The sequence below is a fragment of the Achromobacter sp. JCM 18799 genome, from assembly GCF_055395645.1.
In genome coordinates, this window is sequence record NZ_AP043866.1 from 4,447,751 (window position 1) to 4,461,587 (window position 13,837).

The window sequence follows — 13,837 nt, forward strand, 5'->3', positions numbered from 1 at the left end:
ACCGGCAGCGCGGAGGAGGGCGACGGCGCCATCCTAACCAGATCCTGGTGATAACTGAAATGCTATATTTTTATAGATTCATCAGGCAAATCTATGACCAAGCGTCCCGCTCCCGATGGCCACGCCGCCCCCGCCCGCCAGCCCACGCTGCGCCAGCTGCGCGGTTTCAAGGAAGTGGCCCGCCACGCCAGTTTCAGCCGCGCCGCCGAGGCCCTGGCGCTGAGCCAGCCGGCCCTGTCCGCCGCCATCCGCGAACTGGAGACGCTGATGGGCGTGGCCCTGTTCGAACGCAGCACCCACCACGTGCGCCTGACGCCCGCCGGACAAGCCGCGCGTGCGCAGATCGAATGGCTGCTCAACAGCTACACGCAGGGCGCCGAAGACCTGCAGCGCCTGCTGGATACCCAGGCCGCAACGGTGCGCATCGGCTGCATCCCGTCCACCATGCACTTGCTGGCGCCGGTGGTGGCGCAATGGCGCCTGCGCCATCCTGAAATCGTGCTGATCCTCAGCGACCACCTCAACGACGAGCTCATGGCCGCGCTGGGCAATGGCGAACTGGACATCGGCCTGGGCCTGGACTTCGGCCTCACGCCCGGCGTGGCCGCGGCCTTCGTGGCCGAGGACGACCTGGTCGCGGTGCTGGCCGACACCCACCGGCTGGCGCGGCGCCAGGCGGTGACCTGGCAGGACCTGAAGGCCGAGCCGCTGGCCGTGCTGTCGCGCGGCAGTACCTACGAAATGATCGTGGCCACGCTACGCCAGCTGGGCTCGGACCTGGCCGCGACCGACACCCTGAATTACACCGACACGCTCTACAGCCTGGTGCGCGCGGGCTTGCGCGTCGGCCTGATCTCGCGTCTGTACACACAAGGGCAGCGGCAGGACGGTCTGGCCATCGTGCCACTGCAGCGTCCGCAACTCACACGGCGCATCTGCCTGATGGCGCGCGCCCCCGAACAGCAGGCCCGCGCGGCGGTCCGGCTCTGCCACGCCGAACTGGTTCAACTGCTGCGCGAACGCGCAGCCATCCGCACGCCCTAGAGAGCCGGGCGCGGGCGCTCAACCGCCCGTCCGCGCACGCCAGGCCAGGGCGCGTTCGGCCCAGGCCTGATGAATCGCGTTCATGTTGCGCGCCAGCGTGGCGGCATCGCCGAAACTCACCCGCGACCCCTGCAAGCGCAGTTGCGTGCGGACCTCCTCCGATTCGAGCGCCCGCGCCACCTGCTGCTGCAGTTGCTCGATGCGGGCGGGCGCCACGCCGCGCGGCGCGAACAAGCCGGCCACGCCGCCGTGCTCCAATCCTCCGAAGCCTTGCTCGGCAAAGGTGGGAACATCGGCCAGGTCGGCATGGCGGCCTGGCCCCGAAATGGCGAGCAGGCGCAGCCGCCCGGCGCTTACCGGCTCCCGCAGTTCAGCCAGGGATGTCAGGCCCAGCGCCAGATAGCCGGCCTGCAAGTCGGTCACCAAGGGCGCGCCGCCGCGATAGCACACTGCCGTGGCCGCCACGCCGAAACGCTCGGCCAGCAGCTCCACGGCCAGCTCCGGCACACTGCCGGGCGCCGGCACGCCCACCGGCAGCGGACCTTCGTATCCGCGCAGATCCTGCAGCTTCAACCAAGGCGAATCCGCCCTGACCGCCAGCGCAATGGCGCTCTGGTCGGTCGTCTGCGCTACCGCCGCGAAATCATCCGGCGACGCAAAGCCGGCCTGCGCATCGATGTGCGGCACGATCGCCAAGGTGTGTTCGTTGGTGAACAGCAGGGTGTGCCCATCGGGACGCGCGGCCAGCAATTCCTGCGCCGCCAGCAAGCCTCCCGCGCCGGGGCGATTCTCGACCAGCACCACTTCGCCCAGGCCGGCTTCCAACTGCCGCGCCAACAGGCGGGCGATCACATCCACCCCGCCCCCCGGCGGAAAGCCGACCAGGATGCGAGTCAGGGGCACGGCGCCAAGACGCCCTGCCGCCGCAGCGCCCAGAACGCCCAGCGCGAGCGCCGGCAAGAACCGGCGACGGTGCTGGGATACGCCAGATTGCATAGTCGACCACTCCTTGAAAACGCGGCCCGCCGCCGCGCAAGGCGGCAGGATAAGGAGAAACGCCCCGCAAGGAAAGCCAGCTCGCGACCCGGTCCGCGGGCCGGATCCCTTAACACGTTCTAGAATCAGTGATCGCAGCTTCCGGCCCTCTCCCTCTATCCGGACGCGTTGCCCCCGTGGTCCCGCACATGCTCTCGTTCTCCCGCCATACTGTCTATCCGGCCGGCGTCGGCCTGCCGGCAGCCGAACGCCCAGGCGCGCTCCTGGCCGTCATGCTGGCGCTATGCATGGCCAGCCTGGACACCGCCATCGCCAACACGGCGCTGCCCACCATCGCGCGCGACCTGCAAGCCAGCGACGCGGGCTCGATCTGGATCGTCAGCGGCTATCAGCTGGCCATGGTGGCGGGCCTGCTGCCGGCCGCGGCGCTGGGCGAAATCCTGGGCCACCGGCGGGTCTACATCGTGGGACTGGCCATCTTCATCCTGTCCTCGCTGGCCAGCGGCCTGGCGCCGTCCTTGCCCACGCTGGTGATCGCGCGCGTGCTGCAAGGCCTGGGCGCGGCCGGCGTCATGAGCGTCAACGGCGCGCTGCTGCGCTTCATCTACCCTTCGCACCTGTTGGGTCGCGGCCTGGGCCTGAACGCCATGGTAGTAGGCATTTCCTTCGCGGCGGGGCCGACCGTGGCCTCGGCCATCCTGCTGCTGGGATCCTGGCACTGGCTGTTCCTGATCAACGTGCCCATCGGCCTGCTGGCGTTCGCGCTGGGCCTGCGCAAGCTGCCCGGGACCGCGCGCGCGCCGCATCGCTTCGACGGCCTGGCCGCGGCGCTGTGCGCCCTGACGCTGGGCCTGTTCGTGCTGGGATCGAACGAATTGGCGCACGCGGCTCCCTTGCCGCGCGTGGCGCTGGAATGGGGTATCGCCGCGGCCAGCCTGTGGCTGCTGATGCGCAGGCAGGCCGGCCACCCCGCGCCCATCCTGGCGGTGGACCTGTTGCGCCGGCCCTTGTTCGCCCTGTCCGCCGCCACTGCCGTGTGCGCGTTCGCGGCGCAGGCGCTGGCCTTCGTGTCGCTGCCGTTCCTGCTGCAGGCCACGCTCGGCTACAGCCAGGTGCAGACCGGCTTTCTCATCACGCCCTGGCCGGTGGTGGTGGCGGTCATGGCGCCGATAGCGGGGCGACTGTCGGACCGCTATGCGGCCGGCGCCCTGGGCGGCGTGGGGTTGGCGCTGCTGGCGCTGGGCCTGGCCTCATTGGCGCTGATGCCGGCCTCGCCCTCGGTCTGGGACCTCTGCTGGCGCATGGCGCTGTGCGGCGCCGGATTCGGCTTCTTCCAGTCGCCCAACCTGCGCGCCATCATGATGCCGGCGCCGGCCTCGCGCGCCGGCGGCGCCAGCGGCATGATAGGCACGGTGCGGCTCTTGGGCCAGGCCTCGGGCGCGGCCCTGGTGGCCGCCTGCTTCAACATTTCCAGCACGCACGGCGCCATCGCCGCGCTGTGGCTGGGTTGCGTGTGCGCCGCGCTGGCCTGCGTCGCCAGTTTTTCGCGGCTGCGCTTTGACGCGAGCGAACCGGCGCAGGCCAGCTCGACGCGCTAGGAACGCGCTATTCCCGGACGTAGCACGGGTATAGCGACTGCTGCGCGCGCGCACGGGCCGGATCCACCTCGATCACCACGATGGATTCGGTATCGCTGGTTTGCGCCAGGGGTTCGCCATCCGGCTGGAACGCGAACGCCGTGCCCCCGAATACCTGCCCCGCCGCCGTGCGTCCCGCGCGGTTCGAGCTGACCACATAGCAGCCCGACACCAGCGCCGCCATGGCGCCCGCCGTCAGCCAGCGGCGCGTCGACGCGCTGCTGGCTCGCGGCGCCACGATCAGCTCGGCGCCCGCGCGTCCGTAGGCGCGCGAGCGCTCGTTGAACATCAATTCGGTGCATAGCTGCACGCCCAGGCGTATGCCGCCCACCTCGAACACCTCGAACCCATCCATGGCGGCATGGAACCAGGTCGCTTCGAAATAGCCCGGTTCCTCCGGGAAGTATTGCTTATGGTGCAACCGGGTATAGCGGCCGTCCTGCAGGGCGAACGCCTCGTTGGCCAACCGTTCGCCCGCATGCACCGGCCGCGACGATACGATGGCCGGCACTCCCAGCGCCGCCAGCGCATCCAGGCCCGCCTCATGCATGCGCACCGACGCCGCCGCGCGGGCCGCGTCGTATTGCGGGTCGGCGGCCAGCCACGGCCCGAACGGCATTTCACTGGTCACCAGAAGATCCGGGGCCAGCTCAGCGATGCGTTCGGCGATACCTTCCCAGGTCGCGCCCTTGGGCTCCAGATCAGCCGGCCCTTCCATCATGCATATCCGCATACCCACATCCAAGTTGAGCGCGCGCCCCCGGACGGGGCACGTCATCCATGGATGGTAGACCGCCTGTGGCGATTGCGGACGCGGGCCGGTTCAAGCCGTCCGTTGCGGGCGCGATCCTGTCCGGATCTGCCCGTTTCAGGCGAGTGTTGCGGCGTCGACCAGCGCGCCATGCCGGACCACCCGCTTGGGCAGGTCGCCGCCTATCCAGTAGGCCAGCTCGGCGGGATGCTGCACCTCCCAGGCAACGAAGTCCGCATACTTGCCTGCTTCCAGCGTGCCATGCGTGGCCTGCAGTCCCAGCGCTGTCGCCGCATGCGCCGTCGCCCCGGCCAGCGCTTCTTCGGGCGTCAGGCGGAACAGCGTGCAGGCCATGCTCAGCATCAACCGCAGCGACAGCGCGGGCGAGGTGCCGGGGTTCAGATCGCTGGAGATGGCGATGGGCACGCCATGGCGGCGCAACAGGTCGATGGGAGGCAGCCTGGTCTCGCGCAGGGCGTAGAACGCCCCGGGCAGCAGCACCGCCACCGTGCCGGCCTGCGCCATCGCCAGCACATCGCTTTCGGTCAGGTATTCCAGATGATCCGCCGACCAGGCGCCATAACGCGCAGCCAGCGCCGCCCCGTGCAACGAAGACAATTGCTCTGCGTGCAGTTTCACCGGCAGTCCCAGTTCACGCGCAGCCTGGAACACCCGTTCGACCTGTGCCGGCGTGAATGCCAAATGCTCACAGAATGCATCCACCGCGTCGATCAAGCCCTCGACGGCCAGCAGCGGCAGCATGCGGCGCGCGACTTCGTCGATGTAATCGTCCGCGCGGCCCGCGTAGTCCGGCGGCAGCGCGTGCGCGGCCAGACAGGTCGCGCTGATGGTCAGCGGCAGGGTCTGGCCCAGGCGCCGCGCCACCCTGAGCATCTTGCGCTCGTTGGGCAGGTCCAGCCCATAGCCGGACTTCACTTCCAGCGTGGTCACGCCGTCGCGCATCAGATGCAGGGCGCGCTTGCGTGCGCTGGCGTAAAGTTCATCCTCGCTGGCGGCGCGGGTGGCGCGCACGGTGCTGGCGATGCCGCCGCCTTGCGCGGCGATGGTGGCGTAGTCCACGCCTTGCAGGCGCTGTTCGAACTCCAGGCTGCGATTGCCGCCGAACACCAGGTGGGTGTGGCAATCGATCAACCCGGGCGTGACCCAGGCGCCGCCCAGGTCGTGCTCGCGCGCGTCGCCCCCAGGCGGCAGTTTCTCCTCAGGACCGATCCACTCGATGCGGTTCTCGCCTGTCACGATGGCGGCCCGTTCGATCACGGAGTACTTACCCTGCGCCATCGTGGCGGCGTGGCAATTGCGCCAGACCTGTCTCATGCGTAGGCTCCTCTTGCGCGCCGGCGTTAAAGACTGGGCAACAGGCCGGCCGGCACCAACGCCGTCAGACCCTGGCCCGCAATGAGCTGACTCGCCGCTTCAATGTCGGGCGCGAAGAAGCGGTCCCGCTCATAGTGCGCCACTTTCTGGCGCAACAAGCCGCGAGCGCGCTCCAGCTTGGGCGCAGTCTTCAAGCCCTGGCGGAAATCCAGGCCCTGGCAGGCGCCCAGCCATTCGATCGCGAGGATATCGCGCACGTTCTCGGCCATGGGCCAGAGCCGCTTGCCCGCATTCGGCGCCATGGACACGTGGTCCTCCTGGTTGGCCGAAGTCGGCAGGCTGTCCACGCTGGCGGGGTGCGCCAGCGCCTTGTTGTCGCTGGCCAGCGCCGCCGCGGTCACCTGGGCAATCATGAATCCGGAATTCACGCCGCCGTTGCTCACCAGGAACGGCGGCAGCTGCGACATATGCTTGTCCATCATCAGCGAGATGCGGCGCTCGGACAGCGCGCCGATCTCGGCCAGCGCCAGCGCCAGGTTGTCCGCCGCCATGGCCACCGGCTCGGCATGGAAGTTGCCGCCCGAAACCACATCGCCCTGCTCGGCAAACACCAGCGGATTGTCGGAGACCGCGTTGGACTCGATCTCCAGCACCTGGGCCGCATGGCGTATCTGCGTCAGGCAGGCGCCCATGACCTGCGGCTGGCAGCGCAGCGAATAGGGGTCTTGCACCTTGTCGCAGTTCGCGTGCGAATGCCCGACCTCGCTGTCCTCGGTCAGCAGATCGCGGTACACGGCCGCCACGTCGATCTGGCCAGGCTGGCCGCGCGCGGCGTGGATGCGGGGATCGAACGGCGCGCGCGATGCCAGCATGGCTTCCACGCTGAGGCTGCCGCAGACCAGCCCGGCCGCCAGCAGGTCCTCGGCCTCGAACAGCCCGCGCAGCGCATAGGCCGTCGAAACCTGCGTACCGTTCAAGAGCGCCAGGCCTTCCTTGGCCGCCAGCGTCAAGGGTTCCAGCCCCGCCTGGGCCAGCGCTTCGCGCGCGGGCAGCCAGGCGCCGCGATGGCGCGCCTTGCTCTCGCCCAGCAGCAACAGAGACATGTGCGCCAGCGGCGCAAGGTCGCCGGACGCGCCCACCGATCCCTTCAGCGGAATATGCGGATAGACCTCGGCGTTCACCAGCGCGATCAGCGCATCGATCACCTTGCGGCGGATGCCCGAATAGCCCCGCGCCAGGCTGTTGATCTTCAGCACCATGATCAGCCGCACCATCGCGTCGTCCAACGCCTCGCCCACCCCGGCCGCATGCGACAGCACCAGCGAACTCTGCAGGGCTTCCAGATCCTCGCGCGCGATCCGCGTCGTGGCCAGCAATCCGAATCCGGTGTTGATGCCGTAGGCCGTGCGGCCTTCGGCAATGATGCGCTCGACGCAGGCCACGCTGTCCTCGATCGGCCCGGCCGCCGCCGGGTCCAGCGTCACGCGAGCCGGCTGCTGGTAGACGCGCCGCAGGTCGGCCAAGGTCATGTGGCCGGGTGTCAGATGCAATTCCATTGTTGTTCTCCTAGGCGAGTGCCGGCGTCAAAGCGTATGGGTCGCGCGGACGGCGCCGCGATGTTGCGGCACGGCGCCCCGGCGCGCGAACAGGTAATACAGGATGCTGGGTACGACCAGGCCGATGATCCACGAGATATCCACCCCGCCCAGGCGTTCGACCATCGGACCCGTGTAGAGCTTGGTCGAAATGAAGGGCATCTGCACCAGCACCCCGAACAGATAGATCAGGATCCCTGGCCAGTTCCAGCGGCCATAACGCCCGTTCGGATCCGACAGCGCCTCCACGTCGTATTGTTCGCGGCTCACGAAGTAGTAGTCGACCAGGTTGACCGCGCTCCACGGCACGAAGAACGCCAGCAGGAACAGGATGAAGGACTTGAATGCGTTCAGGAAGGAATGCTGGCCGATCAGCGCCACCGCCGTGGCCGCGGCGACGATCGCCAGCACCAGCAGCGCGCGCTGCCGGCGGGAAATCTCCACATGTCCGCGAAAGCCGCTGGCGATGGTCGCGATGCACATGAAGCTGCCGTAGGAGTTCAGCGTCGAAATCGTGACCTTGCCGAACGCGATGGTGAAGTACAGCAGCGCGGCCGTGGCTCCCGTGCCGCCCAGCCCCACGATGTAGGCAACTTCGCGCCCGGCGAACTGGCCGGCCGCCATGGCCGCGGCCAGCACGCCCAGCACCATGGCGATCTGCGCGCCCAGCACCGAACCCAGTCCTACCGCCAGAAAGGTCTTGAACGACGAGGTCCGGCTCGGCAGATAGCGCGAATAGTCCGCGACGTATGGGCCGTAGGCGATCTGCCACGATGCCGCCAGCGAAACCGCCAGCAGGAAGGAACTCCAGGTGAAATGGCGGATCTGCAGCAACTGGCCCACGTCGCCCAGCGCGATGACGCGGCTGAACAGGTAGAAGAAGGCAATGATGCCCAGCACCGTCGCAATCCGTCCAATGATGTGGATCATGCGGTAGCCGAACAGCGTCACCCCGACGATCACCGCGGCGAAGATCAGGATGCCGGCCGTATCGCTCACGCCGAACAGCTGGCCCAGGGCCTGCCCCGACAGCACCGTGCCCGTGGCCGTGAATCCCAGGTACATCAGGCACACCAGCACGATGGGTATCGCCGCGCCATAGACGCCGAACTGCACCCGGCTGGATATCATCTGCGGCAATCCCAGCTTGGGCCCCTGGGCCGCATGCAGCGCCATGACCGCGCCGCCGAAGACCTGTCCGACGAACAGCCCGATCAGCGACCAGAAAACGTCTCCGCCCAGCACCACCGCCAGCGCTCCGGTGATGATGGCGGTGATCTGGAGATTGGCGCCCATCCACAGCGTGAACTGGCTGTAGAGCTTGCCGTGACGCTCCGTTTCGGGGATGAAATCGATCGAGCGCCGCTCGATGAGCGGTCCTCTTGCTGCCTGGCTGTCCTGAGTCATTATGTCGTCCCGGTCATGGCGATTGGACGGGCGCGGTCACGGCCCGCGGGTATGGGCAGCGCGGTATCAGCGCTTGCCCGCAAGCATGGGCAGATTGAGGTTCTGCTCCTGCGCGCATTCAATGGCGGCCGCGTAGCCCGCGTCGGCATGGCGCATGACGCCCGTGCCCGGGTCGTTGGTCAGCACGCGGGCGATGCGTTCGGCGGCCTCGTCCGTGCCGTCGCACACGATGACCATGCCGGCATGCTGCGAGAAGCCCATGCCCACGCCGCCGCCATGGTGCAGCGACACCCAGGTCGCGCCGCTGGCGGTATTCAACAGCGCGTTCAGCAGCGGCCAGTCCGACACCGCGTCCGAGCCGTCGCGCATGGCTTCGGTTTCACGATTGGGGCTGGCGACCGAGCCGGAATCCAGGTGATCGCGGCCGATGACAATGGGCGCCGACAGCTCGCCCGTGCGGACCATTTCATTGAACGCCAGGCCCAGCCGGGCGCGCTGGCCCAGGCCCACCCAGCAGATGCGCGCCGGCAGCCCCTGGAAGCTGATGCGTTCGCGCGCCATGTCCAGCCAGCGGTGCAGGTGCGCGTCGTCGGGAATCAGTTCCTTGACCTTGGCATCGGTCCTGTAGATGTCCTGCGGATCGCCCGACAGCGCTGCCCAGCGGAACGGGCCCACGCCACGGCAGAACAACGGCCGGATGTAGGCGGGCACGAAGCCCGGAAAATCGAATGCGTCCGCCACGCCTTCTTCCTTGGCCATCTGGCGGATGTTGTTGCCGTAGTCAAAGGTCGGAACGCCCTGGCGCTGGAAGGCCAGCATGGCCTGCACGTGCACCGCCATGGACTGCTTGGCGGCCTTGATGACCGCGGCCGGCTCGCGCTTGGCGCGCGCGCGGTAGTCCTGCCAGGTCCAGCCCGCCGGCAGATAGCCGTTCAGCGGATCGTGCGCGCTGGTCTGGTCCGTCACCATGTCCGGCCGCACGCCGCGGCGCACCAGCTCGGGCAGGATCTCGGCGGCATTGCCGCACAGGGCGATGGAGACGGCGCGCCCTTCCTGCGTGTACTTGGCGATGCGCGCCAGCGCGTCGTCCAGGTCGCGCGCCTGTTCATCGACGTAACGGGTGCGCAGGCGGAAGTCGATGCTGGTCTGTTGGCATTCGATGTTCAGCGAGCAGGCGCCGGCCAGCGTGGCCGCCAGCGGCTGCGCGCCGCCCATGCCGCCCAGGCCCGCGGTCAGCACCCAGCGCCCCTTGAGGTTGCCGCCGTAGTGCTGGCGGCCCGCCTCGACGAAGGTTTCGTACGTGCCCTGCACGATGCCCTGGCTGCCGATGTAGATCCAGCTGCCTGCGGTCATCTGGCCGTACATGGCCAGGCCCTTGGCGTCCAGTTCGTTGAAGTGCTCCCAGGTGGCCCAGTGCGGCACCAGGTTGGAGTTGGCGATCAGCACGCGCGGCGCGTTGGCGTGGGTCTTGAAGACGCCCACCGGCTTGCCGGACTGCACCAGCAGGGTTTCGTCCTCGTTCAGGTTCTTGAGCGACTCGACGATCTTGTCATAGCAGTCCCAGTCGCGGGCGGCGCGGCCGATGCCGCCGTAGACCACCAGTTCCTTGGGATTCTCGGCCACGTCGGGGTCCAGGTTGTTCATCAGCATGCGCAAGGGGGCTTCGGTCAGCCAGCTCTTGGCATTCAGTTGCCTGCCGCGCGGGGCGCGGATAACGACGTCGCGGTATCGGTTCGAGTGTTCCAAGAGGCTCTCCTTGATCAGTTCGGTTGCACGCCGTCGCAGGCGCTGCGCTAGTCTGAATCATAGGATGCCTATGCTTGTATATACAAACTGATGGGAGTCGATTTTTCCTCGGGGATTACCCGAACGAAAAACCGGGACGATGACGTCCCGGTTTTCATGGAAACAGTGGAATGCCGCCGCCCGCTGGCGGCCGCGCCTCCAGTCAGACCTTGCGCGGCAGCAGTTCGATCACGCAGGCATCCAACGGCGCCTCGGCTTCCAGGCGGTACTCGGCCAGGCCGCCCGACGATGCGGCATGCAGGCAGTCGTAACGCGACGGCAGCGCATGCGGCGCGCCATTGATACGCACAACGAGCGCGCCGCCCGCCGTCAGCACCAGCACCTCGGACGCGGCGCTATGGAATGCCCACGGACCCGCGCCCGCCACCCATTGCAGCCGGGCATGCCAGCGCGCCGGCGCATAGATCAGGTTGAAATCGCGTATCGGCCCGTTCAACAGGCGGCACTGCACCTGCGCATCGCCCGCAAAGGCATAGGCCTGCCGCGGCGCCAGCGGCGTCTGCGCGCGGCCGTCCACGGTGAGTTCTATGCCCTGGCCTTCGAGCACGGTGATGATGCGCTGATAGCCCGTGAAGACGGAAAACCCGCCGTCCTGCGCCACATCGGCGATCGACAGCCGCCAGTCGAACGCGGCGGCGCTGCCGCCCGGATTGCAGGCGACTTCCTGCGTGGTGCCGCCGCCATTGCGCCAGGGCATGCGTGGATAGTCGGCGGCGCGGTACAGATGAACTTCGGGTTGCTTCATGTGGTGAACTTGCCTTCCAGGCGATGCCGGGAACCAGGGTGAATCAAACGGGCCAGGGTGACGGCGCGGTCGCCCGACCAAGTGCGGCGGCTGATCAGCAGACAGGGCTCGTCGCGCTCGATCTGCAGCAGCTGGCATTCGCGCGGCTTGGCGAGAATGGCTTCGACCACGTGCTCGCCTTCGCTCAGCGGCGCCACGCGCGTCAGGTATTCATAGGGCGTGCTCTGCGTGAAATCCTGCTTCAGATAGTCAGGCGCCAGACGCACGTTGACGTAGCGATCCTCTAGCTGGATCGGCAGGTCGTCCTCGTAGTGCACGATGACCGAGTGATACACCGGCTGCCCGGCGCGGATATCCAGCGCCAGCGCCTGTTCGGCGCCTGCGGGCTCTTCGGCCAGGCGCACCACGCGGCTGTGGTGGCGATGGTTGCGCGCCGCGATCTCGTCGGCGATGTTGTTGACGGCGAACAGCGCCGAGCGCGCCTTGGGCTGGGCCACGAAGGTGCCTACGCCCTGCATGCGTACCAGCAGCCCCTCGGCCGTCAACTCGCGCAAGGCGCGATTGATGGTCATGCGGCTGAACCCGAGCTCATCGACCAGTTCGCTTTCCGACGGCACCCGGTAATGTTCCGGCCACGCGCCGCTGCGGATCTGCTGCGCGATCATCTGCTTGACCTGCGCATAAAGCGGCGCAGGCGGCGCATTGGCCTGAACGGGCAATTTGGGGGGGTTGGAAGCCATGGGAGATCCTGTAATGCGGCGCAAGGCGACGGACGGCGATCAGCGCCTAGTATAGACAGGTACAGACGGCTATCGGATCCGCGTACCGCGCCCGCACCGGGCTTGTCGCCCGCGCCGCGCCTAGGCATGGTCCCCGGCGCGGGAGTACCGTAGTGGACGTGGGCAGCCAGATTTCCTATACTCCCCCCCTGTATTTATCGGAGCCTGCCGTGCCGCACTCCCCGGAAGAGAAAAAACGCGTCGTCACCCGTTTGCGCCGCATCCAGGGCCAGGCGCTGGCGCTGGAACGAGCCGTGAACGAAGGCACGGAATGCGGCGCGTTGCTGCAGCAATTGGCCGCCTTGCGCGGCGCCGCCACCGGCCTGATGGCCGAGGTGCTGGAAAGCCATCTGCGCGAAACCTTCCTCCAATCCGCCCAGGGCGGCCGCCAGGACGCCACGATCGAACCCGAAGCGGAGATCGATCTCTTGATGCGCCTGGTCCGTTCCTATTTGAAATAACGCCATCTGACATACGTGGAGCCCTAGCTATGAAATCACGCGCAGCAGTCGCATTCGGACCCGGCAAGCCGCTGGAAATCGTTGAAATCGACGTCGCGCCGCCGCAGCGCGGCGAGGTGCTGGTGAAGATCACCCACACCGGCGTCTGCCACACCGACGCCTTCACCCTCAGCGGCGACGACCCTGAAGGCCTGTTCCCCGCGGTGCTGGGCCACGAAGGCGCGGGCGTGGTGGTCGAAGTCGGCGAAGGCGTGACCTCGCTGAAACCCGGCGACCACGTCATCCCGCTCTACACGGCCGAATGCCGCGAGTGCAAGTTCTGCCTGTCCGGCAAGACCAACCTGTGCCAGAAGGTGCGCGCCACCCAGGGCAAGGGCGTCATGCCCGACGGCACCTCGCGCTTCAGCTACGAAGGCAAGCCGCTCTACCACTACATGGGCTGCTCCACTTTCAGCGAGTACACGGTGGTCAACGAGATCTCGCTGGCCAAGATCAACCCGGCGGCTCCGCATGAAAAGGTCTGCTTGCTGGGCTGCGGCGTCACCACCGGCCTGGGCGCCGTGCACAACACCGCCAAGGTCAAGGAAGGCGACACCGTCGCCGTGTTCGGCCTGGGCGGCATCGGCCTGGCCGTGATCCAGGGTGCGGTGCAGGCCAAGGCCGGCCGCATCATCGCCGTGGACACCAACCCCAACAAGTTCGTGCTGGCCAGCGCCATGGGCGCGACCGACTGCGTCAACCCCAAGGACCACGACAAGCCGATCCAGGACGTCATCGTCGAAATGACCGACGGCGGCGTGGACTTCTCGTTCGAGTGCATCGGCAACGTGCACGTGATGCGCGCCGCGCTGGAATGCTGCCACAAGGGCTGGGGCGAGAGCATCATCATCGGCGTCGCCGGCGCCGGCCAGGAAATCAGCACGCGTCCGTTCCAGCTGGTCACCGGCCGCGTCTGGCGCGGTTCGGCCTTCGGCGGCGTCAAGGGCCGCACGCAGTTGCCGGGCATGGTGGAAGACGCCATGAGCGGCAAGATCGACCTGGATCCGTTCGTGACCCACACCCTGCCGCTGGAACGCATCAACGAAGCCTTTGACCTGATGCATGAAGGCAAGTCGATCCGCACGGTGATCCACTACTAAGCCCGCATCTTGCGGCAACGACGGGCCCGGCGCGGCATGCGCCGGGCCCGTTGCTTTTCCATGACAGGCGTGCGACATGTCGCGCGCAACATGACAACACTGTCATTCATTTCCGCGTCATCTTGACCCGCGACCATTCGCC

Annotated in this window: 12 protein-coding genes; 4 read left to right on the top strand and 8 right to left on the bottom strand. The window is 67.7% G+C overall.

The features are described from left to right. The first annotated feature begins 93 nt into the window (after positions 1 to 93). Positions 94 to 1,044, top strand: a complete 951-nt coding sequence (locus tag ACZ5YA_RS20955; protein ID WP_464091175.1) for a LysR family transcriptional regulator — start codon at positions 94 to 96, stop codon at positions 1,042 to 1,044. 18 nt (positions 1,045 to 1,062) lie between these two features. Here ACZ5YA_RS20955 and ACZ5YA_RS20960 read toward each other — a convergent pair whose 3' ends face one another. Then, entirely contained in the window at positions 1,063 to 2,040 is a 978-nt protein-coding gene (locus ACZ5YA_RS20960) for a tripartite tricarboxylate transporter substrate-binding protein (RefSeq protein WP_464091176.1), read from the bottom strand. Positions 2,041 to 2,228: 188 nt separating this feature from the next. Between ACZ5YA_RS20960 and ACZ5YA_RS20965 the strand changes: the two genes are divergently transcribed. Beyond that, positions 2,229 to 3,638 carry an MFS transporter gene (locus ACZ5YA_RS20965; protein ID WP_464091177.1) on the top strand — a complete coding sequence of 470 codons (1,410 nt, stop codon included), beginning with the start codon at positions 2,229 to 2,231 and terminating at the stop codon, positions 3,636 to 3,638. 7 nt (positions 3,639 to 3,645) lie between these two features. On the opposite strand, the gene ACZ5YA_RS20970 is transcribed toward ACZ5YA_RS20965, so the two are convergent. From ACZ5YA_RS20970 to hutC, 7 genes are all read right to left on the bottom strand, one after another. Next, positions 3,646 to 4,398 (bottom strand): carbon-nitrogen hydrolase family protein, encoded by a 753-nt coding sequence (locus ACZ5YA_RS20970; protein WP_251878597.1) that lies wholly within the window; start codon positions 4,396 to 4,398, stop codon positions 3,646 to 3,648. A gap of 147 nt (positions 4,399 to 4,545) precedes the next feature. Further along, the gene (hutI, locus tag ACZ5YA_RS20975) at positions 4,546 to 5,763 is read right to left on the bottom strand and encodes an imidazolonepropionase (RefSeq protein ID WP_464091178.1); all 1,218 of its coding nucleotides are present in this window, start codon (positions 5,761 to 5,763) and stop codon (positions 4,546 to 4,548) included. A 26-nt stretch (positions 5,764 to 5,789) separates the two neighbouring features. Further along, a complete protein-coding gene (hutH, locus tag ACZ5YA_RS20980; RefSeq protein WP_059377048.1) occupies positions 5,790 to 7,319 on the bottom strand; it encodes a histidine ammonia-lyase in 1,530 nt (509 codons plus the stop codon). Between the two features lie 27 nt (positions 7,320 to 7,346). After that, positions 7,347 to 8,765, bottom strand: a complete 1,419-nt coding sequence (locus tag ACZ5YA_RS20985; RefSeq protein ID WP_059377045.1) for a purine-cytosine permease family protein — start codon at positions 8,763 to 8,765, stop codon at positions 7,347 to 7,349. Positions 8,766 to 8,831: 66 nt separating this feature from the next. Beyond that, positions 8,832 to 10,511: a urocanate hydratase gene (gene hutU, locus ACZ5YA_RS20990; RefSeq protein WP_118932319.1), complete on the bottom strand. Its 1,680-nt coding sequence runs from the start codon at positions 10,509 to 10,511 to the stop codon at positions 8,832 to 8,834. Positions 10,512 to 10,713: 202 nt separating this feature from the next. Continuing rightward, entirely contained in the window at positions 10,714 to 11,316 is a 603-nt protein-coding gene (locus tag ACZ5YA_RS20995; protein ID WP_464091179.1) for a HutD/Ves family protein, read from the bottom strand. Beyond that, the gene (gene hutC, locus ACZ5YA_RS21000; protein ID WP_059377027.1) at positions 11,313 to 12,056 is read right to left on the bottom strand and encodes a histidine utilization repressor; all 744 of its coding nucleotides are present in this window, start codon (positions 12,054 to 12,056) and stop codon (positions 11,313 to 11,315) included. The genes ACZ5YA_RS20995 and hutC overlap by 4 nt, the downstream gene beginning before the upstream one ends. A gap of 209 nt (positions 12,057 to 12,265) precedes the next feature. Here hutC and ACZ5YA_RS21005 point away from each other — a divergent pair, with 209 nt between their 5' ends. After that, positions 12,266 to 12,556, top strand: coding sequence for a metal-sensing transcriptional repressor (locus ACZ5YA_RS21005; protein WP_041652083.1), 291 nt, complete (start codon positions 12,266 to 12,268; stop codon positions 12,554 to 12,556). Positions 12,557 to 12,585: 29 nt separating this feature from the next. After that, positions 12,586 to 13,695 (top strand): S-(hydroxymethyl)glutathione dehydrogenase/class III alcohol dehydrogenase, encoded by a 1,110-nt coding sequence (locus tag ACZ5YA_RS21010; protein ID WP_059377025.1) that lies wholly within the window; start codon positions 12,586 to 12,588, stop codon positions 13,693 to 13,695. Positions 13,696 to 13,837 lie beyond the last annotated feature (142 nt).

Excerpts from the sequence above, each read along its gene's own strand:
- ACZ5YA_RS20955 (WP_464091175.1), top strand. The coding sequence starts at position 94 with ATGACCAAGCGTCCCGCTCCCGATGGCCACGCCGCCCCCGCCCGCCAG.
- ACZ5YA_RS20960 (WP_464091176.1), bottom strand. The coding sequence starts at position 2,040 with ATGCAATCTGGCGTATCCCAGCACCGTCGCCGGTTCTTGCCGGCGCTC.
- ACZ5YA_RS20965 (WP_464091177.1), top strand. The coding sequence starts at position 2,229 with ATGCTCTCGTTCTCCCGCCATACTGTCTATCCGGCCGGCGTCGGCCTG.
- ACZ5YA_RS20970 (WP_251878597.1), bottom strand. The coding sequence starts at position 4,398 with ATGATGGAAGGGCCGGCTGATCTGGAGCCCAAGGGCGCGACCTGGGAA.
- hutI (WP_464091178.1), bottom strand. The coding sequence starts at position 5,763 with ATGAGACAGGTCTGGCGCAATTGCCACGCCGCCACGATGGCGCAGGGT.
- hutH (WP_059377048.1), bottom strand. The coding sequence starts at position 7,319 with ATGGAATTGCATCTGACACCCGGCCACATGACCTTGGCCGACCTGCGG.
- ACZ5YA_RS20985 (WP_059377045.1), bottom strand. The coding sequence starts at position 8,765 with ATGACTCAGGACAGCCAGGCAGCAAGAGGACCGCTCATCGAGCGGCGC.
- ACZ5YA_RS20995 (WP_464091179.1), bottom strand. The coding sequence starts at position 11,316 with ATGAAGCAACCCGAAGTTCATCTGTACCGCGCCGCCGACTATCCACGC.
- hutC (WP_059377027.1), bottom strand. The coding sequence starts at position 12,056 with ATGGCTTCCAACCCCCCCAAATTGCCCGTTCAGGCCAATGCGCCGCCT.
- ACZ5YA_RS21010 (WP_059377025.1), top strand. The coding sequence starts at position 12,586 with ATGAAATCACGCGCAGCAGTCGCATTCGGACCCGGCAAGCCGCTGGAA.